Origin of the sequence: Aeromonas sp. 75A (assembly GCF_051919425.1) — a bacterium.
Lineage (GTDB): Bacteria > Pseudomonadota > Gammaproteobacteria > Enterobacterales > Aeromonadaceae > Aeromonas > Aeromonas veronii.
The window spans coordinates 852,194-877,350 of sequence record NZ_JBQBES010000002.1 but is presented as its reverse complement, the minus strand read 5'-3'; the positions used below and the strand labels follow the sequence as shown (position 1 = coordinate 877,350).

General features: G+C 60.7%; 21 protein-coding genes. 9 read left to right on the top strand and 12 right to left on the bottom strand.

From position 1 onward, the window contains the following. Window positions 1-10 precede the first annotated feature (10 nt). Window positions 11-913, bottom strand: a complete 903-nt coding sequence (locus ACTG2T_RS03850; RefSeq protein WP_043818917.1) for a GGDEF domain-containing protein — start codon at window positions 911-913, stop codon at window positions 11-13. Window positions 914-1,031: 118 nt separating this feature from the next. Between ACTG2T_RS03850 and ACTG2T_RS03845 the strand changes: the two genes are divergently transcribed. Next, window positions 1,032-2,984 (top strand): monovalent cation:proton antiporter family protein, encoded by a 1,953-nt coding sequence (locus ACTG2T_RS03845; RefSeq protein WP_005338473.1) that lies wholly within the window; start codon window positions 1,032-1,034, stop codon window positions 2,982-2,984. 28 nt (window positions 2,985-3,012) lie between these two features. Here ACTG2T_RS03845 and ACTG2T_RS03840 read toward each other — a convergent pair whose 3' ends face one another. The 4 genes from ACTG2T_RS03840 to ACTG2T_RS03825 all read right to left on the bottom strand — a co-directional run bounded on the left by ACTG2T_RS03840 (window position 3,013) and on the right by ACTG2T_RS03825 (window position 6,586). Continuing rightward, window positions 3,013-4,158: a patatin-like phospholipase family protein gene (locus ACTG2T_RS03840; protein ID WP_330124071.1), complete on the bottom strand. Its 1,146-nt coding sequence runs from the start codon at window positions 4,156-4,158 to the stop codon at window positions 3,013-3,015. A gap of 112 nt (window positions 4,159-4,270) precedes the next feature. Further along, window positions 4,271-5,149 (bottom strand): alpha/beta hydrolase, encoded by an 879-nt coding sequence (locus ACTG2T_RS03835; RefSeq protein ID WP_127008189.1) that lies wholly within the window; start codon window positions 5,147-5,149, stop codon window positions 4,271-4,273. Between the two features lie 82 nt (window positions 5,150-5,231). Continuing rightward, window positions 5,232-5,828 (bottom strand): TetR/AcrR family transcriptional regulator, encoded by a 597-nt coding sequence (locus ACTG2T_RS03830; RefSeq protein ID WP_127008187.1) that lies wholly within the window; start codon window positions 5,826-5,828, stop codon window positions 5,232-5,234. Window positions 5,829-5,941: 113 nt separating this feature from the next. After that, complete coding sequence (locus tag ACTG2T_RS03825) at window positions 5,942-6,586, bottom strand: response regulator (RefSeq protein ID WP_005338467.1); 645 nt, start codon at window positions 6,584-6,586, stop codon at window positions 5,942-5,944. Window positions 6,587-6,756: 170 nt separating this feature from the next. Between ACTG2T_RS03825 and ACTG2T_RS03820 the strand changes: the two genes are divergently transcribed. Then, window positions 6,757-7,383 (top strand): glutathione S-transferase, encoded by a 627-nt coding sequence (locus ACTG2T_RS03820; protein WP_330124072.1) that lies wholly within the window; start codon window positions 6,757-6,759, stop codon window positions 7,381-7,383. A gap of 75 nt (window positions 7,384-7,458) precedes the next feature. On the opposite strand, the gene ACTG2T_RS03815 is transcribed toward ACTG2T_RS03820, so the two are convergent. The 5 genes from ACTG2T_RS03815 to ACTG2T_RS03795 all read right to left on the bottom strand — a co-directional run bounded on the left by ACTG2T_RS03815 (window position 7,459) and on the right by ACTG2T_RS03795 (window position 12,953). After that, the gene (locus ACTG2T_RS03815; RefSeq protein WP_330124073.1) at window positions 7,459-9,570 is read right to left on the bottom strand and encodes an alpha-amylase; all 2,112 of its coding nucleotides are present in this window, start codon (window positions 9,568-9,570) and stop codon (window positions 7,459-7,461) included. Between the two features lie 228 nt (window positions 9,571-9,798). Next, window positions 9,799-10,965 (bottom strand): hypothetical protein, encoded by a 1,167-nt coding sequence (locus tag ACTG2T_RS03810; RefSeq protein ID WP_158111229.1) that lies wholly within the window; start codon window positions 10,963-10,965, stop codon window positions 9,799-9,801. Then, the gene (locus ACTG2T_RS03805) at window positions 10,965-11,336 is read right to left on the bottom strand and encodes a GtrA family protein (protein WP_005338463.1); all 372 of its coding nucleotides are present in this window, start codon (window positions 11,334-11,336) and stop codon (window positions 10,965-10,967) included. The genes ACTG2T_RS03810 and ACTG2T_RS03805 overlap by 1 nt, the downstream gene beginning before the upstream one ends. Continuing rightward, window positions 11,333-12,352, bottom strand: coding sequence for a glycosyltransferase family 2 protein (locus ACTG2T_RS03800; RefSeq protein WP_330124074.1), 1,020 nt, complete (start codon window positions 12,350-12,352; stop codon window positions 11,333-11,335). The genes ACTG2T_RS03805 and ACTG2T_RS03800 overlap by 4 nt, the downstream gene beginning before the upstream one ends. A 55-nt stretch (window positions 12,353-12,407) precedes the next feature. Next, window positions 12,408-12,953: a hypothetical protein gene (locus ACTG2T_RS03795; protein ID WP_041202288.1), complete on the bottom strand. Its 546-nt coding sequence runs from the start codon at window positions 12,951-12,953 to the stop codon at window positions 12,408-12,410. Between the two features lie 316 nt (window positions 12,954-13,269). Here ACTG2T_RS03795 and ACTG2T_RS03790 point away from each other — a divergent pair, with 316 nt between their 5' ends. From ACTG2T_RS03790 to ACTG2T_RS03775, 4 genes are all read left to right on the top strand, one after another. Further along, the gene (locus ACTG2T_RS03790) at window positions 13,270-14,034 is read left to right on the top strand and encodes a substrate-binding periplasmic protein (RefSeq protein ID WP_330124075.1); all 765 of its coding nucleotides are present in this window, start codon (window positions 13,270-13,272) and stop codon (window positions 14,032-14,034) included. 92 nt (window positions 14,035-14,126) lie between these two features. After that, on the top strand, window positions 14,127-15,611 hold the full coding sequence (locus ACTG2T_RS03785; RefSeq protein ID WP_330124076.1) for a L,D-transpeptidase family protein: 1,485 nt from the start codon (window positions 14,127-14,129) through the stop codon (window positions 15,609-15,611). Window positions 15,612-15,776: 165 nt separating this feature from the next. Then, window positions 15,777-16,322, top strand: coding sequence for a DUF882 domain-containing protein (locus tag ACTG2T_RS03780; protein ID WP_005338458.1), 546 nt, complete (start codon window positions 15,777-15,779; stop codon window positions 16,320-16,322). A 47-nt stretch (window positions 16,323-16,369) separates the two neighbouring features. Next, on the top strand, window positions 16,370-16,621 hold the full coding sequence (locus ACTG2T_RS03775; RefSeq protein ID WP_330124077.1) for a lipoprotein: 252 nt from the start codon (window positions 16,370-16,372) through the stop codon (window positions 16,619-16,621). An 85-nt stretch (window positions 16,622-16,706) separates the two neighbouring features. On the opposite strand, the gene ACTG2T_RS03770 is transcribed toward ACTG2T_RS03775, so the two are convergent. Both ACTG2T_RS03770 and cysZ read right to left on the bottom strand, forming a co-directional pair. After that, window positions 16,707-17,321: a trimeric intracellular cation channel family protein gene (locus tag ACTG2T_RS03770; RefSeq protein WP_330124078.1), complete on the bottom strand. Its 615-nt coding sequence runs from the start codon at window positions 17,319-17,321 to the stop codon at window positions 16,707-16,709. A 146-nt stretch (window positions 17,322-17,467) separates the two neighbouring features. Then, window positions 17,468-18,232, bottom strand: coding sequence for a sulfate transporter CysZ (cysZ, locus tag ACTG2T_RS03765; protein ID WP_005338455.1), 765 nt, complete (start codon window positions 18,230-18,232; stop codon window positions 17,468-17,470). Window positions 18,233-18,445: 213 nt separating this feature from the next. On the opposite strand from cysZ, the gene ACTG2T_RS03760 reads away from it, so the two are divergent. From ACTG2T_RS03760 to ligA, 3 genes are all read left to right on the top strand, one after another. Next, window positions 18,446-21,820: an AAA family ATPase gene (locus tag ACTG2T_RS03760; protein WP_330124079.1), complete on the top strand. Its 3,375-nt coding sequence runs from the start codon at window positions 18,446-18,448 to the stop codon at window positions 21,818-21,820. Window positions 21,821-21,835: 15 nt separating this feature from the next. Next, a complete protein-coding gene (gene zipA / locus ACTG2T_RS03755) occupies window positions 21,836-23,002 on the top strand; it encodes a cell division protein ZipA (RefSeq protein WP_139460025.1) in 1,167 nt (388 codons plus the stop codon). 99 nt (window positions 23,003-23,101) lie between these two features. Continuing rightward, window positions 23,102-25,108, top strand: coding sequence for an NAD-dependent DNA ligase LigA (ligA, locus tag ACTG2T_RS03750; protein ID WP_330124080.1), 2,007 nt, complete (start codon window positions 23,102-23,104; stop codon window positions 25,106-25,108). The last annotated feature ends 49 nt before the right edge of the window (window positions 25,109-25,157 follow it).

Genomic DNA, 25,157 nt, shown 5'->3' with positions numbered 1-25,157 from the left:
GAGTTCGGGATTACTCGTTAGGGCTGGCCTTGCCTGCTTTCTTGCGGGCGTAGAGGTGACTGTCGGCCGCCTCGTAGAGGCTCGGCACATCGACCCCGGATTGCCAGCTGGCGGCGCCAAGGCTGCATCCGACCGAGAAGGTGCTGAGCTCCTTGTTGGTCATCAACATGTGCTGCAGTCGCAGCCAGACCGGGCGCCACGCCTCGGGTTCGGCCGGTTGCAGCAGCAGGGCAAATTCATCTCCCCCGAGCCGGAAGGCTTGATCCGTGCTGCGGATACACCCCTTGAGCAGCTGGGCGAAGCGGCTCAGCACCAGATCCCCCACCGGATGACCCCAGGTGTCATTGATCTGCTTGAAGCGATCGAGATCCAGCAGCACCAGCACCAGACCGTGGGGCTCGCGGCTGTGCTGTTCGATGGCGCGACCGATGGCCTCATCAAAGTAGGAGCGGTTGCCAAGGCCGGTCAGGTGATCGAGCCGGACCAGCTGATCCAGTTTTTCCAGCCGCAGATAGAGGGGGAGCAGCAGGCAGAGCAGCTGATGGTATTGCATCAGTACCCGTTGCTGGCTGCCGCTCATCGGATGTTCCAGCTCGTAGTGGAGCTGGCCGAGCAGCTGGCCATGCTGACCGCGCAGTTCGAACGGATAGTTGTGCAGGTTGAGGGTGGCCAGCGGCGGGTGCTGGATCAGCACATGGGGCTGGCCACAATCGAGGTAGAGACCGTGGATCCTGACAATTCTTGCCGCACGATCGGCAAAAGTTGTCAGCAGACCGCCGAGATCGCTCTGCCCCAACAACTGCTCGAGCAACTGGTTGCGTTCAACGCTGGGCAACGGCGTGAGCCGCTCCATCTGGCGAACCCACTGCTCGATGCCATGGCTAAAGCCATTAAGTGACGACGTATTTTCCATGGTCTTCCACCTGTAACACCTGACTACTGTCTCCTCCCTGCAATTGGCATGCCCAATATATCTTTCCTGCCCGCCAGATCGGCTGACTAAGCTTAAGTCGATAAAAGGAGTGGAAAATTTGTACACCGACCTGTTGATCCTGCTGTTCGCCGCCGTCCTGCTGGTGGCAACTTTCCGGCGCCTCGGCTTGCCGGTGATCCTCGCCTACCTGATTGCCGGCGTCTTGCTCGGCCCCCACGGGCTGGCGGTGATCACCGGCCAGTCGATCATGCAGACCATTGCCGAGCTCGGGATCGTCTTTCTGATGTTCTCGCTGGGGTTGGAGTTCTCCCTGCCGAAATTGCTGGCGATGCGGCGATTGGTGTTGGGGGTCGGGATGTTGCAGGTGCTGCTCACGTCACTGCTCTTCTTCGCCATCGGCTGGTGGTGGGGGCTGGGTCTGGCCCAGTCGCTGGTAGTGGCGGGAACGTTGGCACTCTCCTCGACGGCGGTGGTGATCAAGCAGCTCGGCGAGCAGAAGCAGCTCCATACCCGCCGCGCCCAGCTGGGGGTGAGCGTGCTGCTGTTTCAGGATCTGGCGGTGGTGCCCCTGCTGGTGATGATCCCCATCCTCGCCCAGCCGGAAGTGCAGGGGAGTGCGCTGGCCGCCGAGATCGCCTGGGCCACCCTCAAGGGGCTGTTTGCTCTCTTCACTCTGCTGGCGGTGGGCAAGTGGTTGCTGCCGCTGCTGTTTCACGAGGTGGCGCGAGCCCGCTCCGACGAGTTGTTCGTGCTGAGTGCCCTGCTGGTGGCGCTGCTGGCTGCCTACATGACCCATTCACTCGGGCTGTCGATGGCGCTGGGGGCATTTCTGGCGGGGATGATGCTGGGGGAGTCCCACTACCGTCATCAGCTGGAGGTAGACATCAAGCCCTTTCGCGATGTGCTGATGGGGCTCTTCTTTATCACCATCGGCATGGCCATGGAGTGGGAGCTGGTGGCGCGGGCATGGTGGCAGGTACTGATCTGCGTGGTGCTGCTGGTGCTGTGCAAATCCCTGCTGGTGCTGCTGGCCGGGCGGCTGATGGGGGAGCGAAAGCGCGACAGCATGGCCGCCGGCATCATGCTCAGTCAGGTGGGGGAGTTCGGCTTCGTGTTGCTGGCACTGGCACTGCACCACGGCCTGCTGGATCAGCAACTGGTCTCCCTGCTGATCGGCATCGGCATCATCTCCATCGCCATGACCCCCTGGCTGGTGACCCAGGCCCATTCGCTGGCTCGCAGTCTGACCGATCCGGCGCTGCTGACCCGCTCCGAAGTCGCCCAGTCGGGCCTGAGCAAAAACCAGCACGTCATCATTGCCGGGTTTGGCCGGGCGGGGCAGACCTGTGCCCGCTTTCTCAAGATCGAGGAGATCCCCTTCCTGGCCCTAGACCTCGACCCCGAGCGGGTGAGCGAGGCCAAGCTGGCAGGGGAGCAGGTGGCCTTCGGCGATGCCAGTCGCCGCGATATTCTGCTGGCTGCCGGTCTGTTGCGGGCACGGCTGGTGATCATCACCTTCGATGACCGCAAGCGGGTTGAGGCGATGCTGGCACTGATCCGCGAACTGGCGGGGGATCTCAAGGTGCTGGTGCGCACCCGGGATGACAGCTTTCTGGAGCAGTACAAGCAGGCGGGGGCGTTTGAGGTGATCCCCGAATCCCAAGAGGGTGCCCTGATGCTGGTCTCCCACCTGCTGCTCAACTGCGATATCCCAATTGGCCGGGTGATCCGTCGGATGGAGCTGGAGCGCAGCAGCCAGTATCGCTTCCTGCACGGCTTCTACTGGGGGGATCAGAGTGCCAGCAATCTGGAGGCAGATCAGCTGCTTGAACGCCTCCATCCGCTGTTGCTGCACGATCAGGCGTGGGCGGTAGGCCGTGAAGTGCGCGAGCTGCCGCTTGATGAGGTGCGGATCAAGGAGGTGCAGCGCGGCGATCAGAGTCTGGAGCCCAGACCCGAGCTGGTGCTGGCGGCTGGCGATCGGCTGATCCTGTTTGGTACCGTGGTGGCGATGGAGCAGGCGGAGCAGCGTTTGCTGGAGGGGCGCTGAGTCCCCTTGCACTCATTGGCCGCCCCCTTTATTCCCGCTCTTTTGGTAGCCCTTCGATATCGAGGAAGGCGACGACGCGCTCCCGCTCCCTCAGGGTGTCCTGATAGCCCAGCTTGATCAGCTGCTGACAATAACCCGGATAGAACATCAAAAAGCTGGCCAGACTGCTGGTCTCATCCCCCTTCACACCCAGCACCCGCAACAGGCGGCGCAACTTTAGCGGCAGTTTGCGCAGGTAGGCCAGTGCGATGGTATCGAGATCCTGACTCGGTTTCAGCACGCAGGTTTCCACCCGCTTCAGCTTGAGGCGGTTGCGTTCCCGCTCCGGGATCAGATCCAGAGTCTGGTTGATGCGCCACAGCCGCTCCAGATCGGAGTTGAGAGTGTCGGTAAAGACGGTATCGAGCAGATGGCTGGCGATATTGGAGCTGGTGAGATGGCCGTGATGATGGGTCGGCGCCGAGTGCGCTGGCGGATCCAGGGTGATCAACAGGATCCGCTCCGCACCCAGATGGATGGCGGGGCTGAGCGGGCTCAGCTGGTGGATGGATCCGTCGCCGTAGAACTTCTCGCCGATCCGGGTGGCCGGAAAGACGAAGGGCAATGCCGAGGAGGCGAGCAGGTGCTCAGATGTAAGCACGGTGCGTACCCCGCGCCGTCTGGCTCGCTCCCAAGGATGGTGGTCGGCTCGCCCTTGAAAGAAGGTTGTGGAGAGGCCGTCATCGTAATCCGATGCCGTGATGGCCAGTGCCTCCAGACTGCCGTAGAGGATGTTGTCATCGATGCGGCGATAGTCGATGAGCTGATCCAGCAGGCGGTGCAGCGGCGCGTTGTCAAAGAGGTGAAAGGCGTGGTTGGTGTGGGGATTGATCAGCCCCGCCGACCCTTCATACATCAACCGCCACAGCAGGCGCCCCGGGTGAAAATCGAAGATGTGGTGAGTCTCGAAGCGGCGCCAGACCCACTCCAGCTTGCGCACCCCCAGATGGAAGCAGGAAGCGTAGCAGGCCAGTGCGGTGACATTGATAGCCCCCGCCGAGGTGCCACACAGGATGGGAAAAGGGATGCCGAGATTGCGCGGGTAGAGCTCCGCAATCGCTTTGAGGGCTCCGACCTGATAGGCGGCGCGAGCACCGCCACCGGTGAGCAACAACGCTGTATTGGGTCTGGCCATATGCTGGCGCCTTATTGTGTGCTGACAAGAATGTTCCCACTGACAAATTAACTATAAGGCGCTGTATCAAATATAAAAACGGGCGCTTGCCCGTTTTTTTCATGGCCGCTTTTCAAAGGGCCCGCTGGGGATTTCCCGGCCGCGCCAGCTGATCGAAGGCGGCGAATACCGGGGCACTGGCAAGAATGCGACCGTGGCCCAGACCCCGGGTGCTCACCAGCCGGGTATGACCATCCTGACTGGCCCGCAAGGAATCGCCGTGCGGGGCAAACCTGTCCTCCTCGTCGTGCACTATCATTGCCGCGCCGCTGCGACTAGCGAGGCGACCCAGCGGATCGACCGTACTCAAGGGGTGCTGGTACTCCTGCTCAATCTCCTTGACCACCGCATCGAACAACCGGATGGAGTAGCCGGAGCGTGCCACCATGCCGTAGAGCTGGGGCACATAGTCGAGCACCGGCGAAATCAACAGCAGCGGCAGGGTATCGATACCCGGTTGACGGCTGGAGAGAGTGACGGCGCCTCCCATGCTGTGGGCGATGACCCCGTGCAGCGGGCCTACTTCGCTGGCCAGCTTGGTCGCCAGCTCGTCGAAGGCGCGCACGAAACGGGGCAGGTGGCCTGTGTTGCCTGCGCTCTGGCCGTGGGCCGGATGATCGTAGGCAATGGCGGTGAAACCCTGCGCGGCGATATGGCTCATCAGCGGATAGAACTGGCTGGCGCTGCCGGACCAGCCGTGCATCAGTAGCCACAGTGGCCCCTGACCGAGCCGATAGCTCATCAGCGTCCCTTCGCTGGTATGGACGGCCTGTTTCACCAGACCGGCAGGTTCGCTGCCATCCCGCTGGTTGCGCTGGGGGGTGAGCAGCAACTTGCTGGCGGTGCGCTTGGCATGGGTGGGGGCGAGTCTGTGGTGTAACCGGGTACCGATCCCCAGCAGCCATTTGCTCGGGCTGAAGCGGCGGGTGTTGAAGTAGATCTTGCTGCTCATGGTCATCCTGTGGTTTTTATGTGCGAACGGTCGTGCTTTTTTATCGGTTTTTAAAAATTCGTGTTGAACGGATGCCAAAACATCAGCGCCAGCTGCTCAGCAGAGCGTCCACTTCGGGCCAGAAGTGGCGGGCCGGATCCTGACACAGTTCGAGATCGTTGAACACCTGATCCGCCAGATAGAGGCCATAGAGGCGGTAAACGGCGCGCCAGGGATCCATCTCCTGTCGCCACTCGCCTGCGGCCTGACCCTGCACCACCTGACGGGCCAGATAGTCGAGCCAGAAGCGCACCAGTTGCCGGGCGGCTTGTTGCACAGGGCTCTTTTGCTCATGGCCATCCTGCACCGAGGTCCAGGCGTCGAGGAACATGCAGCGTCCGGCAAAGCAGTGGTTCCATGCCTGCCAGGCGCGCAGCAGGGCGATCAGCTTGTCGTGCTGGCTCTGGTGCTCCTGCTGGCGTACCGGCTGGATCACCCGCAGCCGGAACACCTCGGCGGCGTACTCCAGCACGGCGATCTGCAGATTGTCGCGGGATTGAAAGTGGGCAAACAGGCCGCTTTTCGACATCTCGCAGGCGCTGGCCAGCGAGCCGATGGTCAGGCTCTCCAGCCCTTGCTGGCTCGCCTGCTCGAAGGCAGTCTGCAAAATGTTTTCCCGGGTCAGGCGCCCCTTGCTCATCACTCTCTCCTCGTTGGCGCTGGCAGCATAAAGTACGATCGTGCTAATTGTCGAGCAACAAATAGCCAGCATGGCTGGCTATGTCGTCTCGCGCGTGTCACTGCGCGCGGGGTTCAGCTCTCCTTGATATCGAGCTGTTGCAGGGCGATAACCGCCTGAGTGCGGTTCTTGACGCCCAGTTTTCTGAAGATGGCGGTGATATGGGCCTTGATGGTGGCCTCGGAGACGTTGAGCTCCCAGGCGATCTGCTTGTTGAGGCTGCCATCGCGCAGCATGATCAGCACCTTGTATTGCTGGGGGGTGAGGCTGGCCAGCTTGCTGGCGAAATCGGGGCCGTCTTCCGATTCAGGATGGAGCGAGATGCCTTCCGGCACCCAGTTATCCCCCCCGATCACCGTATTGAGGGCATTGACCAGCTCCTTCATCGGCACCGACTTGGGAATGAAGCCGAGCGCCCCGAGCCGCAGCACCTGCTGGATGATGGCCGCATCTTCCGAGGCGGAGACCACCACGATGGGCAGGTCGGGATACTGGCCGCGCAGGTGGGCCAGCCCCTCGAAGCCGTTGGCCCCCGGCATCTTGAGATCGAGCAGCAACAGGTCAACTTCGGGGTGCTCGCCGAGCAGGCTGGTCAGGCTGTCGATGGAGTCCGCTTCCAGCAATTGAGCGTCGTTGATGGCCATGTGCACCGCTTGGTAAAGGGCGCCCCGAAACAGGGGGTGGTCATCTGCGATGACGATGGTAAATTGGCTGTCCATATTTCGGTTAATGGCTCACATTGTTGCTAACTGATTGTTTTGAAAAATCAAACTAGCATCGCTCACCAAGAGGGTCAAACCCGCCGGTGCGCAAATGTGAAGCGAACATCGGATGTTTTGCCATCAGGGCAGATCGGCCGGTCGCAGGCAACTCATGCAGGAGGCAACAGATGGGATCCTTGGTATTGGCGGTGGGCACCGGCTCCACCTGGGCGATGCGAGCGGCACTGGTGCTCGCCATGAGCGGGCTGACGTGGCAGGAGCAGGTGTTCGATCTGGAGGATGCCAAGTCGCGGGCGCGACTCAAGCGGCTGGCACCGGCCGGTCTGGTGCCCTGGCTCGAACACGATGGCGTGCGGGTTCACGACTCGCTGGCCATCGCCGAATATGTTCACGAGCTCTGTCCCGACCGTCAGCTCTATCCCGTTTCGCTGGCCGAGCGGACACTGGCTCGCAGCCTCTGTGCCGAGTTGCACGCCGGATTTCGGCAGATCCGTTCTCTGCTCCCCTTCTTTCTTGGGGCGCCAACCCGTATCGATCCGCCGGTGGAGGCGGTCGGCGAGCTGGCCCGTTTGCAGGAGATCTGGTCGCAGGCGCGGGGCCCCTTCTACTTTGGCGAGGCGGGCATTGTCGATGCCTTCTATGCGGTGATGGCCTATCGGCTGGCCAGCTATGGCATCCTGTTGCCCGGTCAGGCCGGAGCCTATCAGCAGGCGCTGCTGGCCTGGCCCCTGTGGCAAGAGATGTTGGTCAAGGCGCGCTTGCAGTGGCCGGTGGCGGCGCGCCAGCCACAGTGAGCCTTTGTACATGGATGAACGAGAGAGGGGAGCCAGTGGCTCCCCTCTCTGTTGCTGGTAGATATGACTCAAGAGTTACTTCTGCCGACCGGCAAAGACCACCACCACCTTGTCATCCCCCTTCTCCCGCACGAAGGCGTAGGGGGCATCCGAGAGTTTCTGGTGACTGCCTGCTGCAATAGCCGGATGGGCTGCGCGGAACTGGCCCAGTTGCTGCCAGTGCTTGACCAGCTCAGCCTTGTCTCCGCTAGCCAGATCCTGCCAGTTCATATCCGAGCGCAACGCCTGATCGAACACTCCGCCATCCTTGGCAAGCCCGCGGCCTGACTCGTCGCCATAGTAGAGCTGGATGCCGCCCGGCAGCAGCATAAAGCTGTTGGCGACCCGGCGCTGTAGCGGCACATCCTGATAGTCGCCAAAGAACAGCTTGGTGTCGTGGGAGCTGATGTAGCTCAACACGTTGAACTCGGGATCCTGATTGATGCGGCTGGCGTAGCTGGCATAGGTGGGCTCGGCGCTGGCCATGCACTGGGCCTGTGACAGGGCGAACTCGCGCTGATAGTCGAAGTTGATCAGGGAATCGAAACCGTTCTGATACCAGAAATCCTTGGCTACCCCGTGATCCCACACCTCGCCCACCATGTAGAAGGGCAGATCGTCGAGGGCCTTGCCCGGGTTGGCAGTCTTCCACTCCTTGAGCGCAGCGGTGCCCGCTTGTTTGAGCTTGGCCCACACCTCGGGCTCCAGATGCTTGACGGTGTCGGCGCGGAAGCCGTCGATGCCAAAGCGGCGCACCCAGTCGGTGTGCCAGGCGATCAGGTAGTCGCTCACGGTAGCATCGGGCAGCGCCTTGGCGAGGGTGTCTTTTTTCGCGGCCAGCAACGGCGGCAGCCCTACCGGTTTGGTCGATTCGGTGAGAAAGTCCGGCAGCCCCGCCACCGAACCGGTCACATCGTCGGTGCCGGGCTGCGGGTAGCCGGGCAGACCGGCGCGCACCCAGTCACCACTCCACCACTTGTTCCACGCGGGCGATTGATAGTCGATGAACTGGTTGTAACCATGCCAATTAAGGCCACCGCTCGGGCGCCACTGGTTCCAGACGGTCGGCAGTTTGCCGCTGTTCTGGGTCAGCTCGGTGAGCCCCAGATCTTGCAGATCGGCGAGGGTGGCGTAACCGGCGTGGTTCATCACCACGTCGAGGATGATCCGCATGCCGCGCTTGTGGGCCTCGTCCACCAGGGTTTTCAGGCTCTCTTCATCGCCGTAGTTGGGGTCAATCTTGGTGAAGTCGAGCGCCCAGTAGCCGTGGTAGGCGTAGAAGGGGAAATTGCCCTGCTCGCCGCCACCAATGAAGCCGTGAACCTGCTCCACCATGGGGGTGATCCAGATGGCGTTCATGCCGAGGCTCTTGATGTAGTCGAGCTTCTCGGTCAGCCCCTTGAAGTCACCGCCATGCCAGGTGGCTACCTCATCCTGACCATCCTTCTGGCGGCCGAAGCTGTGGTCGTTGGCGGGGTCACCATTGTGGAAGCGATCGGTCAGCAGAAAATAGACGCTCGCCTGATCCCAGCTGAACGGTGCTGGCTTGGCTGCCTTGACCGGCTCGAGCAGCAGCAGGCCTCCGCTCTCTTTGCTCGGGGTCAGGGTCAGTTTGCCCTGTTTGACCACCGCCTCCTGTTTCGAGTAGGCATCCCTCAGTCGGGTGCCGTCGGGCCAGACCCCTTGCAGGGATACCGTGACCGGGCCGCCATCCCAGCTGATGCAGGACTCTTCTGGTGGCTGGCGTTTGAACTCGCTCTTCTTGGTCGCCCGCAGCACCTTGAGGCTGGGGATATCCGGGTTGAAGGTGAACTGATACTCCCCGGCCAGCATCACCCGCAGGGTAAAGCTGTGATCCTTGCTGCATTTGTCCATGGGCTGGGCGGTGCCGAAGGGGAGCGGCTTGCTCTCGCTCGGGCCAAAGCTGGTACCGCAACTATTGTCTGCGTCGCTGATGCGGATCTGGTGGCTCCCCTTGGCAAGGGTGTGGGTCAGCTCCACCGTGCCCTTGTCCAGCACGATCGGGGTCGCCACCGGTTGACCATCCACATAGAGGCGAACCTCGGGGGCGGCCATCGCCTGTTGGATGAACAGAGGGGCGGCCAGCAGGGCAAGCCAGAGAGGGGATAAGTGATGAGCACGACGCATAAGCCATTCCTTGAGCAGGGCAGTTCGGACAAGGGCCCATTCTAGGAGCAGCAAAGCGCGCCTTGGATCGGCAAAATGCCGATTTGTGACATCAGTTCAAATGGTTACGTTTTCAAGCCGAGGAAAGTGTGACGGAGAGGAGAGAGACGCTCTGTCGATAAAAATAGCGGCCATAAAAAAATGCCGGTCAGGTGACCGGCATTTGGTGTGTCAGGCATCGTCGTCACATCAGACGGTGAAGAACTTGAAGTTGACGAAGGCCACCGCGATGAAGGAGGCAACCATGCCGCTGATGCAGAGCACCGCCGGGCGGATGGCGGGCCAGCGATGGGTCAGCAGAATGATGGCCAGCAGGGTCGGGTAGAGCCCGAACATATAGCGCGGCATGGCGTTGAGGCCGGTCATCAGCGGGATGGTGCAGCAGATGAACATCAGTGTCGCTTCCGCCCAGCGCTTCTGGCTGAACAGGTAACCGTTCAGGCACCAGCCGAAGATCACCATGATGGAGAGGTAAGCCTTGCGGCCGCCCAGCTCGAAACCGCTCAGCCACCAGTCCAGCGGGCTGTCCATGTAGCGACCCCATGCCACCTGAATGTGTTTGAAGGCGAAGGCATCGCCGGTCAGGTGATAGAGGTAGACCATGTAGGCAAACAGGCCAAACGGGATCATCCAGAGGGTGAACACCACCTTGAAAGCACGCTCGGTAAAGCGGAAAAATTCCCGCCAGCCGTAAGCTTGCAGCGCCAGGATCAGCACCGGGAAGACCATCATCACCCCCAGGTTGCGGGTGGCGGAGATACAGACCCCCAGCACGGCCACCATCAGCCACTGCTCCCGATAGGCGAACAGGAACATCCCAAGCATCAGCGCCATAAAGGTCGACTCGGTATAACCGGAGACGAAGTAGGCGGAGAAGGGGGAGAAGGCGAGCAGCCAGACGCCGAAGCGGGCGGTATCGTCACCCAGCTTGAGTTGACGCAGCACCAGCAGCATCAGCGGCAAGCTGGCGAAGAAGGAGATATTGGTAACAATGATGAGGCCAATCAGGCTCTCGACATTGAACAGGTTGGAGATTGCACCGGAGACCATCGGATAGAGCGGCATAAAGGCCCAGTTGGCCGCATTGCCCTTGCTCAGCCAGCGGGGGTAGAGATCGTAGCCGTTCTCGATGATGCGCTGGAACCAGACGCAGTCGAATTGACAATAGGCCTGCAGCGGGCCGATGTCGGGGGAGCCATAGAGCTGGACACCGAAGTAGCCCATGCCATACAGCGCCACCCGGCTCAGCATGAAGGCAGCGATGATCATCAGCCAGTCATGGCCGCTGATGCGCAGTGACGGGCGATAGGGGAGTGCAGCCCCGGTTAGCGGGACAGTATTGGTCATATCATTCATCAGGCAAAAACCCAGACGCGAGAGAGAACGTAAGTGAGGACGGTAACGGTCAGGGTGGCGATGACCACCGGCAGCAGACCGGAGAGCCCCGCAAACAGCAGGCCGCTCAGGATCAGGTTACGCACCGCCAGCGAGAAAAGGGCAACCAGCAGAAACTTGCTGGCGGCTCCCTGCTTCTGGAAAGTGATGTAGCGGTGACCAAAGAAGGAGAACCAGAACGCGATGGCAAAAGCCAACGTGGTAACCAGGTGCTCCGAGATGGTGGGCCAGGTATGAAACAGTGCGATGGAGGTGCCAAGGTCGACGAGGGTAGCCCCCCCGCCGACAAAACCGAAACGTACCAGCCGCCAGAATTCCTCGCGGGAGATCATTGAGGCACTTGCTCCTGCTGCTCTTGCGGGTTGCTGTCAGCGCTCTGCGGTTTGCCCGCATCCTGCTTGGCATACTGGCCATAGACCCCTTCAATGAGGTAGACCGGGCGCTGTTTCACTTCCACAAACATGCGGCCGATGTACTCGCCGATGATGCCGAGCGACAACAGCTGGATACCGCCGAGGAACAGCACTACGGACATCAGGGAGGCGTAACCGGGTACATCGATGCCGAAGAAGATCACCTGGGTGATGATTTTCAGGATGTAGAGAAAGGCAACCAGCGAGACGCTGACACCTACATAGCTCCAGACCCGCAGCGGCCAGCTGGAGAAGCTGAGCAGACCGTCGAGGGCGAAGTTCCACAGTTTCCAATAGTTGAACTTGGTTTCACCGGCGTGACGGGCCGGGCGCTCGTAGGGGACGCCAACGGCACGGAAACCGGCCCAGGCAAACAGACCCTTCATAAAGCGGTTGCGCTCCGGCAGCAGCTTGATCGCCTCGACCACTCGACGGTCGATCAGGCGGAAGTCACCTGCGTTCTCCGGCAGCTTGGTGCTGGTGGAGAGCGCATTGAAGAAGCGGTAGAAGCCACCGGCAGTCAGGCGCTTCATCGGGGTATCGGCGCTGCGATCGACTCGGATGCCGTAGACGGTGTCATAGTCACCGGTCTGCCACAGTTTGACGAACTCCAGGATCAGGGCGGGCGGGTCTTGCAGATCCACATCCATCGGCACGATGGCATCCCCTTTGGCCTGATGCAGACCGGCGGTCAGGGCCGCTTCTTTACCGAAGTTGCGTGCCAGGTTGACCAGGGTCACGCGCGGGTCACGGGCGATGGCCTGCTCGACCACTTCACGGGTGCGGTCACGGCTGCCATCGTTGACGAATACAATTTCAAGCTGGTCTTTGAGCGGGGCCAGTTCGTTGTCTATCGCGTTGATGAAGGCATCGATGCTCTCTTCCTCGTTGTAAACGGGAACGACCAGAGAGAGTCGAAAATCTGGATGCGACATAAGAACGTCCTTATTTGGGATAGTTGTTTTTATAAAATGGTATTCGGGGCAAGGATCACTGGGCTACGGTCAAACGTACCGACTGCACATTGATGGGAGTAGGTGCCGAGAGCGCCAGAAAATTGGGGCGCTTGGGATCTGCCGTGAGCGAGTCACCGGGCAGACTGAGGCGGATTTCGTTGATGCCCGCTTTGGCCAGTTTCACCGTGGTGGTGAAGTCGTGACCCAGCGCCACTTTCAACAGAGCACCGGCTTCCGGGCTGTTGATGCGGGCTTGTACGGTAAGCTGATCCGGATTGGCCGCCTGCTTGGGCAGCACAAAGTAGAGACCGCCCTGACCGCTGAGCAGGGTACCTTCATCGCTCGGCTTCTTGGCCCAGCCTTCGCTGGAGAGAAAGCGGCTCGGTTTGGTCAGATTGAGCTCGTTACCCGGCTGATAGGTCATGCTGGAGTTGTGTTCCCAGAAGCGGGTTTTGCCTTCCAGATAATAGAGTTTGTAGGCCAGGCTCACGTTAGGGTGAGCAGCCAGATAGAGGGTGTAAAGATAAAAACCGCTTAACGCCAGAATGGCAGTCAAAAAACCGAACTTTTTGTACGTCATATCACTCTCTATGCCTGACAGAATGGGTAGGCCGATGTCGCGCATATGCTAATCCAATTGCAAAAAAAGCATAGTGGATCACAAAAAAAAATTTGGTCACATATTAACCCCTTTTTACCCCTGTTCCAAACGTTGCTGTTTCCCGGTTAAACAGGTCTGGCGGGGCGCCGGTTGCCAGTGGCGCTCCGGCAAGGTATTTGGCAAATAGACGTGCTTTGCTGCGTCATTTTCTAGCGGATGCGATAGTCATCTGGCCTCTATCGCCATTTTGCAGGGGGCGATTTATGATGACTCACTTATTCGTCAAGGATGACATATGAAGTGGATCTCTTGCTGTCTGTTGCTTGGATTATGGGCGCCAATGGCATTGGCCAGGGCCCTGTGTCCCGAGCCTATTCAGGTCGGTTACGATAACTGGCCCCCTTACCATTATTACGAAGCCGATTCACCGCAAGAGGTGCGCGGTTATGCCGCAGAGGTGCTGACGGCTGTGCTCACTTCCATGCACTGCAAGGTCAACTACGTGGAGCTGCCCTGGAAGCGGGTACTGCACGAGATGGAGTATGGCGAGATAGACATGGCGATGGAGGCGAATATCAATGATGAGCGCGCTCGTTATGCCTGGTTTTCCGACTCCTACAATCCGGGTCGCACTTTGCTGTGGATCCGCAAGGGCAGCCACTACCCCGAGCAGGATCTGGCGAGCTGGCTGGCCAATGGTTACTCCCTCGGCGTTACCAAAGAGTACTTCTATGGCGATGAAGTGATGTCGCTGCTCGCTCGCTATGCCAAACAGGTGAGTGCGGTGAGCGATCTGCAGAATTATGAGAAGCTGGCCCGCGGGCGGATCGACGGTTTCCTCGGTGACATGCTGGCTACCCCCAGCGCCCTTAACAAGGAGGGGATGAGCGGTCTGTTCACCAGCCACCCCATGGTGGTATCTGAATCGCCGAGCTTCTTTATGTTGGGCAAGCGCAGCTTTTCGCCGCAGTTCTTGCAACAATTTAATCAGGCGTTGGCGCGGTTCAAGGAGACAGGTGCGTATGACATTATCTGGCAGCGTTATGCCCCCGGGCGCTAGCAAAGTATTGGCCGTTCACGCATCATGAGCGGCCTGAGCATCGGGTCTGCTTGTCAGGCCTGACAGAGTGAACAAACCGTTTTGAGGTATCCATGGGGATGAAGTATTGGCTGGCCCTTGCCAATCTGGTGTGGCTGGGATGTTTGCCCGCTGGCGCGGTACATGCGACCGAAGCACAAGTCGTGGTGGCGGCCAGTGAAACCGGACACGACTGGTATCAGGGCAGTCAGGCCGAACAGGCCCGTGTCGAGCTGGAGCAGCAGTTGCAAGAGGCTGTGCTGGCCCAGCTGCACCCCGATTTTTTCACGCTGTGGAAGCGCCTGCAGGCCACCCCTGCAGACAAGCGTGGTGCCATCTATGACGACATTTTTACCAAGCTCAGTCGTTTCCAGCACGCCTGGCGGGGGATGGATCTGGTCTCGCGCGAGCAGATGAAGACCCTCAAGCTCGATTTGAACCGCCCTGTAGTGACCCAACCCAGCGATGATGACCTGCTCACCCAGGTGAAATCCCTGCGCCCTCAGGTGGCGGAATACGAGGCGGTGCGGGCTAAAGTGCACAAACTGCTGGCAATGCCGATGGCCAGCAAGTGGCCGACCCTCGATATGCCGACCCTGCGTGCCGGAGAGAGCTCCGCCGAGCTTGGCCAAATCCGCGCCATGCTCAACGAGCTGGGCGACAGCGCCCCGAGCCATGGTGATCAGATTTACGATGGTGATACCGAGAAGGCCATCAAGCAGTTTCAACGTCGTCACGGTCTCACCGCGGACGGCATTATCGGCCGTCAGACCCGCTCCTGGCTCAATACCGGCCCGCAAGTGCGCGCCAGCCTGCTGCTGCGTAACCTGTGGCGTCGCGATCTGGTGGATCAACTCGCCGGTGGCCGCTACGTGCTGGTCAATATTCCCGACTACCGTCTGAGCGTGGTGGAGTCCGGCAACGAGGTCTTTACCAGCCGGGTCATCGTCGGCAAGGAGCAGCGCGCCACGCCCATCCTCGCCAGCGAAATTCGCTCCATCGTGCTCAATCCCTCCTGGCATGTGCCGCGCTCCATCCTGAGCAAGGACATCCTGCCCAAGCTGGGTCGCGATCCCGCCTATCTGAGTCGCGAGCAGTTCGAGGTGATCGACAGCGAGGGTAATCCGGTGCAGTTCACCGAAGAGGGGTGGCATCAGGCGCTGGCCGCCGGTTTCCCCTATCGCCTGCGGCAAAAGCCGGGTGATCACAATGCCCTGGGGCGCTACAAGTTCTACCTGCCCAACAATGACGCCATCTATCTGCACTCCACCCCGCGCAAGGCGCTGTTCGAGCAGGGGGCACGCGCCTTCAGTTCGGGCTGCATCCGGGTGGAACATGCGGACGATCTGGCCGAGCTGTTGCTGGCAGATTCCCGCTATCAACCGGACAAGGTGGCCAATATCCTCAAGGAGAGCCAGACCAAATGGTTGCCGCTCACCACGCCGATCCCGGTCTTTACCGTCTACTGGAGCAGCTGGATCGACGAAAATGGTCGCCAGCAACTGCGCAACGACATCTACGGATTTGATCGGGTCAGCTTCCAGAGCCGCCTGCTGTGATCCCTGCCACAGAGTGAAAAGCCCGGCCTGTGCCGGGCTTTTCTATGGGCGATTGTGGTTTGACAGCTCCCCCCGCCGGAGGGTAGTTTCAAGCGCCTGTATCACATTCAATCAGTGATCTTATTCAACTATTTTTCGCTTGAATCTGCGATGGACGAACCCCTTATGCTGGAACAAGAGATAAGTCGACGTCGCCTGTTGTTGGGAGCCGGTTGCCTGCTGGGCAGCTCGCTGATCTCCTTCCCTGCACTGGCCAGCCGCAGTACCACCGGGCGTGAACTCAGTTTTTTCAATCTCAATACCGGCGAGCGGGTGCGTGCCAGCTATTGGGAAAATGGCCACTATCTGAGCGACGGGTTGGCCGAGCTCAACCACATCTTCCGCGATTACCGGCGCAATGAAGTGTTCAACATCGACAAGAAGCTGTTTGATCAGCTGTTCCTGTTGCAGCACAAGCTGGGTCGGCGCAGCGAAATCCAGCTGATCTCCGGCTATCGCGCCCCAGCGACCAATCGCCAAAAGCGCCACAAGAGCCGCGGTGTGGCCAAACACAGCTACCACACCCTTGGGCAGGCGGTGGATGTGCGGATCCCCGGCGTACAGCTGGCCCATCTGCGCAAGGCGGCGCTCCAGCTCAAGGTGGGTGGGGTCGGTTACTATCCTCGTGATAACTTCGTTCACCTTGATACCGGCCCGGTGCGCAGCTGGTAAAGGGGATGGCAAGCTGCCAAGCTCTTCCCACCAGAGAGGAGATTGCGATGAAAAAGATAGTGATTGGCGGCCTGATCGCCCTGTTGTTGACCGGTTGCAGCAAGCTCAGCCGTGAAAATTACGACCAGTTGAAGATGGGGATGAGTTACGCCGAGGCTAGCACCATTCTGGGCAAGGCGGAGCGCTGTGATGATGCCTTGGGCACTACCAGCTGCCTCTGGGGCGGGGAAGGGAAGAACATCAAGATCCGTTTTATTGCCGACAAGGCGACCTTCTTCAGCTCGGAAGGGATTAACTGAGTCGCAAAACGTCCATGAAAAAAGCGCCGCTCGGGCGCTTTTTTGTTGCTCGCAATCCAACCCGCCTCGCCAGAAGCTGGCGTACTCAGTGGGTCGCGTACTGGTAGTTGAAGGTAGGCAGACCCCACTTGAAGCGAACCGCCAGCAGTCGTAGTACAAAGCCGATCCCGATGGAACCGAACGCGGCCCAGTTGGTCGGCAAGCCCTGATCCAGCGCCAGACAGTAAAGCGCTGCGGTGATCAGCGAAATGGCTGCATAGAGCTCGCGACGAAATACCAGTGGAATCCGCTGGCAGAGCAGATCCCGCAGCACCCCGCCAAAGACCCCGGTCACTACCGCCATGATGCAGGCAATACCGGCGCCGTGGCCCATATCCAGCGCCCGGGCCGCACCGAAGATGGAGAAGACCACCAGTCCCAGGGCATCAAGGGCCATGAACAGCTTGCCGAGATAGCGCAACAGGGGGGCGGAGACCACACCCGCCATCGCAGCTGCGGCAACCAGCAGCACATATTCCGGATGTTCAATCCAGAGCAGCGGATAGTGGCCGAGCAGCACATCACGAATGGTGCCACCACCGATGGCCGTCGCCGAGGCGATGATCACCACACCAAACAGGTCCATCCGTCGCCGACCCGCGGCCAGCGCGCCGGTCATCCCTTCGGCCACCAGGCCAACCAAGAAGAGTGCATGTAACATGAGATATCCCAGGGAACGAGAAAGGCCAGAATCCTACCAACTCGTGTCATATGGGACAAGCTATCGAATGCATGCATTAATTTAATTCATGCTAAATGCGAAAAAGGCACCGTTTCGGGTGCCTTTTCCTAATCAATGTTCAAGGGTTAGCGCCCCAGCTGTTCCTGCCGGTAGTGATCGACCCACATGGCGGTGGCACCACAGATGGCGACCGGCATCACGAAGAGGTTCACCACCGGAATGGCGGAGAAGAGGGTCACCAAAGCGCCGAAGCTGAGGCACTTGCCGCGGCGCTGCTTCAAGGCATCGCGCATGGTGATGAAGTCGATCTTGTGGTTGTCGAACGGATAATCCACATACTGGATCGCCATCATCCAGGCGCTGAACAGGAACCAGAGCACCGGCGCCAGGGTCTGGCCCACCACCGGGATCAGAAACAGGATCAGGCAGCCGATGGCCTTGGGCAGGTAATACTTCAGCTTGGTCCATTCGCGGCCGAAGGTGCGTGGCACATCCTTGACGATATCCAGCATGCCGCTGTCATTGGCGGGCTGACCGGTGAGGATCTGCTCCACCTTCTCCGCCAGCAGGCCGTTGAAGGGGGCGGCTACCCAGTTGGCGACCGAGCTGAAGATAAAGGAGAAGACCACCAGGATGGTGATGAGCGCGATGGGCCACAGCAGGTAGTCCAGCCAGTCGAGCCAGGCGGGGATCTGCTGATGGAGCCAGGCGAACAGGCCGTCCAGTTGCAGCAGCAGGGCATAGAAGGCCCCGGCAAACAGCACGAAGTTGACCAGCAGGGGGATCAGCACAAAGGTGCGGATGCCCGGTTGGCGAATAAGGGAAAAACCGCGCAGAAAGTAGTCTGCACCGCTGATTGAATCTTTGACCATATGGGGTGATTGGCTCATGTGAGCTCCATCTATGCATGGGAGAACTGCCAGCATATTACAAACAAGCCTTTGATTTGGTAAAGTCGCCGACTATTCCTTATTTCGTGCCGTGGCGACCAAAAATCGGGCATGAATGGGGATGATGCCTGCATATTACAAACAAAGCCGGGTCTGGATTTGGTAAAGTCACCAGCCCGCATCCTCTTTATTTAGCCACTGATACAGGTCGCCATGCGTCTGAAACTGATCAAACTCGCCGGCTTCAAGTCGTTCGTCGAGCCGACCCGCATCGAACTGTCGGCAGACATGACCGCCGTGGTGGGCCCCAATGGCTGTGGCAAATCCAACGTCATCGACGCGGTGCGCTGGGTGTTGGGGGAGAGCTCCGCTCGCCATCTGCGCGGCGAGAACATGACCGATGTCATCTTCAACGGCTCTATCAATCGCAGTGCGCACGGGCGCGCCTCGGTGGAGCTGGTGTTCGACAATCCCCACAACCGGGTGCCCGGCGAGTTCGGCCGCTTTACCGAGATCTCGGTGCGCCGCGAAGTGCTGCGCGACGGCTCCAACCACTATCAGATCAACGGCCAGAAGTGCCGCCGCAAAGATGTGACCGACCTCTTCCTCGGCACCGGTCTTGGCCCCCGCAGCTACGCCATCATCGAACAGGGCACCGTCAGCCGACTGGTGGAGTCGCGCCCGGCCGATCTCAAGCTCTTTATGGAAGAAGCGGCCGGGGTTTCCCGCTACAAGGAGCGGCGCCGCGAGACCGAGCAGCGCATTCGCCACACCCAGGAAAATCTGGAGCGCCTCGGCGATATTCGCGGCGAGCTGGGTTCGCGCCTTGACCACCTCAAAGCCCAGGCCGAGACCGCCGAGCGCTACAAACAGCTCAAGAGTCGTTCGCGCGCAGCTCGCGCCGAGCTGATTGGATCCGAGTTGTGGGCGCTGGAGACGCGCCTTGGCGAGGCCAAAACCGAACTGGCGCAGGCCGAGCAGGCGCTGGCGGCGCTCGATGCCAAGCGCACCGCCGATGAGGGGCGCCACGTCACCCTGTCGGTCGCCAGACAAGAGGCGCTAGCCGAGCAGGCGAGCCGTCAGCAACAGATTTTTCTCGGTGGGCAAGCTATCGCTCGCCTCGAACAACAGCAACTGCACCAGAGTGAACTGGGGCGCGACTGGCAGGCCCGTGCAGAGGCGCTGGGCGAGCGGATTGCTACCCGCAAGGCGCAGCTTGCCAGCCAGCAGGATCAACTGACCGAAGGGGTATTGCGCGCAGAGCAGGAGAGCGCGCGGCTGGAGCAGTGTGAGCAGTTGCTCACCGAGCAGCAGGAGGCCCGCCAGCACGCCAGTGAGCAGCTGGAACAGGCCCGCTTGCGCCAGCAGCAGTGGCAGCAACAGTTGGCCGGGTTGCAGGGGCAGCTCAACCAGACTCGTACCCGGTTGGGTGGCCTGCAGGAACTACAAGCCAAGACCCGGCTGGCGCGCCTCAAGCTGGAAGATGAACGTGCTGGCCCCCTCGGTACAGAGGCCGACGATCTGCAACCGGCCCTCGATGCCCTGAGTGGTGAGCTGGAGCTGACGCGGGCGGCCAATGGCGAGCTGACCGAGCAGCTGGCGCAGGCGGTCGACGCCCATGAACAACTCAAGCAGCAGTATGGCCAGCAGTTGAGCCTGCAGCAGGAACTGGAGGCGCGGCTGGCGACGCTGGATCAAATCCTCGGCGAGCAGATGGAAGGGGCGACCCTGGCGGATCGACTGCAGGTTGCTCCCGAATGGGCACAGGCGCTCGACAAGGTGCTGGGTCGCTGGCTCACCGCAACGCCGGCGGACGAGTGCAATCTGGCGCAAGAGGGACTCTGGATTGGCCCGGCGCAACCGGCGGTTGCCGGTACGCTGGCGGCGCAACTGGGCGGCGAGCACATTCCCGCCTTCCTCAATGCCATCTGGCTGGTGGAGAGCCGGGAGGCCGCATTGGCCCGCCAGCCAAGCCTTGCGGCCGGTGAGTCGGTACTGACTCCTGCTGGCGACTGGCTGGGGCCAAACTGGGCAGATCTGGGGCAGGGCGCGGCGCTTGGCACCATGGCGCTGCTCGGTGAGCGTGAGCGGTTGCATACCGAGCAGGAGAGGGTTGCCGAGGGGCTGGCACAGCTGAGTGAGCAACTTGTGGCTGCCGATGCCCGGCGTGCCCAGCTTGCCAGCGCGCAGGAGTTGTCGCAGCGAACCTTGCGCGAGCAAGAGCAGAAATGGCAGCAACTGCGCGAAGCCTGGAGCCTGCAACAGGGTCAGCGGCAGGAGCGGTTGCAGCGGCTCGGTCAGCTTGGCGAAGAGCTGATCCGGCTCGATCAGGAGCAGGCCGAAGAGGCTGAGCGACTGGCCAGCGCCCGTGAACAACTGGAACTCGATGAGGCGCGCCTTGCCGAGTTGCAGGAGCAGGGGGAGCCGCTGACACAAGGGTTGCAGGTCGCGCAGGAGCTGCTTACCCGCTGCGAGCGGGCGGTCGACGAGGCCCGTGTGCGCCGCGAGCAGCAACAAGCGACCTGCCAGCGTTTGCAACTGGAGTTGGGCAATCTGCGCCAACTCATTACCCTGGGCGAAGAGGAGTTGGCGAGGCTCGGGCTGGAGCTGGCCGGGCTGAAAGGGCCGGATAGCGAGGCCGTGCCGGATCTGGCGCCCCTGCTGGCCGAGCAGCGCAATCTGGAGGCGCAGCAGCTCGCCTGCCATCAACGGCTGGCGGAGCTGGAGCGCCAGTTGGGTGAGCTGGAACAGGCCAGAAGTGCCGATCACAAGCAGCTGGTGACGTTGCAGGAGAAGCTGGCAACCCTGCGTCTTGAGCGCGAACGCAACCTCACCCGTCGACAGGGGCTGCACGAGCAGTTCGAAGAGCTGGGGATTCGACTGGTGGATCTCGATCAGGCGGTGCTGATCGCAGCAGATCGCAGCAAGCTGCGGCAGGAGATCCAAACTCTGGAGGGGCAAGTGGAGGCGCTCGGCGCCATCAACCTGGCGGCGCTGGAGGAGTACGAAGAGGCGAAAACCCGGGCAACCTATCTTGAAAATCAGTGTCAGGATCTCGAGCAAGCGCTGGAAACCTTGAGCCAAGCCATTAAAAGAATTGATAAAGAGACACAAATACGGTTCCGGGACACTTTCGATAAGGTCAACGAAGATTTAAAATCCCTGTTTCCGAAAGTGTTCGGTGGGGGCAGTGCCTGGCTTGAGCTTACCTCCGATGATCTTTTGGAGGCCGGAGTGAGCATCATGGCGAGACCTCCGGGTAAGAAGAATGCTACCATTGCCCTGCTTTCCGGGGGGGAGAAGGCGTTAACCGCGCTTGCGCTGGTTTTTGCCATCTTCAGACTCAACCCAGCACCTTTTTGTCTGCTGGATGAGGTGGATGCACCGCTCGATGAAGTGAACGTCGGTCGCTTCTGTTCTCTTGTCAAAGAGATGTCGAGCACAGTACAGTTCGTTTACATCAGTCATAATAAGGTCTCCATGGAGATGGCTGAGCAGCTGGTTGGCGTCACGATGCAAGAGCCCGGGGTTTCTCGCATTGTGTCGGTCGATATCGGTGAAGCCGTCGCTTTGGCTGAGCAAAACTAGAAAGAGAAGCAGCTAATGCAGGAATTGCGTTACATCTTGGTTGCCCTGGGCGGTATTGCTATTGCGGCATTGCTCATTCACGGGTTGTGGAGCAACAAAAAGAATCGTCAGGCACCGATCAAAGAGAAACCGATTGGACGGATGGACTCCAAGTCGCGGGATCGTGATAACGACGCCTTCGACAGCGATGGCATCGGCCAGGTACGCGTGGTCAGTGGTGGCCGTCGTGCCGAGCCCAAGCTGCGCAGTGAAGAGAGCCGCCAGCCGGAACTCGGTCGTCGCCCTGCCGTCCCCGCCTTTGATGATGAAGATGACGAGGACGATCTGCCGCCGCCCGTAGTGCGCAAGCCTGCTGCCCGCCCGGTTCCGCCGCCTCCTGTCTATGAAGAGGAAACATTCGACGAACCGCTGCCCGAGGAGATCGACGAGGCGCCCGCCGCGCCGGTGCGCAAACCTGCTCAGGTCAATCGTCGTACCCCGGTCTACCGTTCCCGTCCCCAGCGCGAGCCCATGATGCAGTCGCTGGATGACGAGCCGCTGGTCGAGCCCGCCTACGCGACCGCCCCGACTTTTGGTGCCCGTGCAGAGACAGTCCGTACCGCTGACACCGTTCGTGCCGAACCGGTGCGTGCTCCCGAGCCGGAATATCAGCCGCAGCCCCGTCATGTGGCTCCCGAGCCTGTTTATGAAGAGCCGCCCTATGTGGCACCTGCACCTGTGGTGGAAGAGCCGCGCATGGCCCCCCAGCCGGTCGAGAAGATCTGGCAGGATGTCTATGTCATAAACCTGATGGGCCGTCCGGGTCACGACTTGCAAGGTGCGACCCTGCTCTCATCCCTGATGGCGCTGGGCTTCAAGTTTGGCGAGATGGATATTTTCCACCGTCACGAAGATCCCAACGGCAAGGGTGAAGTGCTCTTCTCCATGATCAACATGGTCAAGCCGGGTACCTTCAACCCGTACCGGATGGAACAGTTCACCACGCCGGGTGTCTCCCTGTTCATGCAACTGCCGCTGCGCAGCAATGCCGCGTTTGCCTTCGAGGATATGCTGCAGGCTGCCGATCAGCTGGCCAGCGATCTCGATGCCATGCTGACAGATATGGATCGCAGCCCGCTGAGCGACGAGACCATTGCCCGTTACCGTCACGAGCTGGCTGCCTACGAGGCCAGTCGCGACTAATACGCCATGCGGGTCGAGTGAAGAAAAAGTGCGGTACCCTGGTACCGCATTTTTGTTTCTACCCCGGCCGTATGTTCAATCACACTTCGAGACTTTTTCATGAGCGACACCCTCTCCCGCCACCGTCAATTGTGTGAACTGCTTACCGAATATGGTCACCAGTACTATGTGCTGGATAACCCTACAGTGCCGGATGCCGAATACGATCGCCTGATGCGCGAGTTGATTGCGCTGGAGGCCGAGCATCCCGAGCTGAAAACACCGGCGTCACCCAGCGTGCGGGTCGGCGGCCAGCCGCTGACCGCCTTCAAACAGGTGCGCCACGAGATCCCCATGCTCAGTCTGGACAACGTCTTTAGCAGCGAAGAGTTGCAGGCGTTCGAACAACGGATGAGCGATCGCCTCAAGCGTGACGTGCGTTTCACCTTCTGCTGCGAGCCCAAGCTCGACGGTCTGGCGGTGAGCCTGCTCTATGTAAATGGTCAGCTGGTGCAGGCGGCCACCCGGGGCGATGGCGCCACCGGTGAGGAGATCACCGAGAACGTGCGTACCATCAAGGCCATTCCGCTCGCATTGCGGGGCTCTGGCTGGCCCGATCGGCTGGAGGTGCGTGGCGAAGTCTTTATGCCCAAGGCCGGTTTTGAGGCGATGAACACCAAGGCGCTGGCAGCGGGCGAGAAGGTGTTCGTCAACCCGCGCAACGCCGCCGCCGGCAGCCTGCGTCAACTCGATTCACGCATCACCGCCAGCCGTCCCCTGAGCTTTTACGCTTACGGTGTCGGTGTTGGTGGCGAGCAACTGGGCGACTCCCACTTTGGCCGTCTCACCCAGCTCAAGGAGTGGGGGCTGCCGCTCAGTCCAGAGGTGAAGCTCAAAGAGGGGGCCGCCGGTTGTCAGGCGTTCCACGACGACATTCTAGCCCGCCGTGGCGAGCTCCCTTATGAGATCGACGGCGTGGTCTACAAGGTGGATGCCATCCCCCTGCAAGAGGAGCTCGGCTTTGTGGCCCGCGCCCCGCGCTGGGCGACCGCCCACAAGTTCCCGGCACAGGAGGAGATGACCCTGCTTGAGAACGTCGAGTTTCAGGTCGGCCGCACCGGCGCCGTGACCCCGGTCGCCAAGCTCAAACCGGTGTTTGTTGGCGGCGTGACTGTCTCCAATGCCACTCTGCACAATGCTGATGAAATTGAACGTCTCGGCGTGATGATTGGCGATACGGTGATCGTGCGCCGGGCGGGGGATGTGATCCCGCAGATCGTCGCTGTGGTGGAGGCACAGCGCCCTGTTGATGCGAGCGAAATTCTCTTCCCGACCGAGTGTCCGGTCTGTGGCTCTGCGGTCGAGCGGCTGGAAGGGGAAGCGGTTGCCCGCTGCTCCGGTGGCCTGTTCTGCGAGGCGCAGCGCAAGGAGGCGATCAAGCACTTCGCCGCCCGTCGCGCCATGGATGTGGACGGCCTTGGCGACAAGATTGTCGAGCAGCTGGTAGACAAGGGGCTGGTGAAGACTCCCGCCGATCTGTTTAGCCTCAACGCCATCCAGCTGGCCGGTCTTGAGCGGATGGGGCAAAAATCGGCCCTCAATCTGGTAGCCGCCATCGATGCGGCGCGCAGTACCACCTTGCCGCGCTTCCTGTTTGCTCTGGGGATCCGCGAAGTGGGGGAGGCGACGGCGCTCAACCTTGCCAACCACTTCCTCACCCTGGATGCACTGCGCGCAGCATCGGTGGAGCAACTGCTCGAAGTGGCCGATGTGGGTGATGTGGTGGCCAAGCATGTCTACTACTTCCTGCGTCAGCCCCACAACGTGGAGGTGCTGGAAGCCTTGCTGGCTGCCGGCATCCACTGGCCAGCCATCGAGAAGAAAGAGGCCGCGGAGCAACCCTTTGCCGGCAAGACCTTCGTGCTGACCGGCACCCTGACCACCTTGTCGCGCAACGATGCCAAGGCGGCATTGCAGGCGCTGGGGGCCAAGGTGGCGGGTTCGGTATCTGCCAAGACCGATGTGCTGGTCGCGGGGGAAGCGGCCGGTTCCAAGCTGACCAAGGCGCAGGAGCTCGGCATTACCATTTGGACCGAAGAGGAGCTGCAACAGGCGTTGCAGGGCTGATAGCCCTCACCAAGCCTGCTAACCGCAGCACCCGATAAAAGCGAACCCG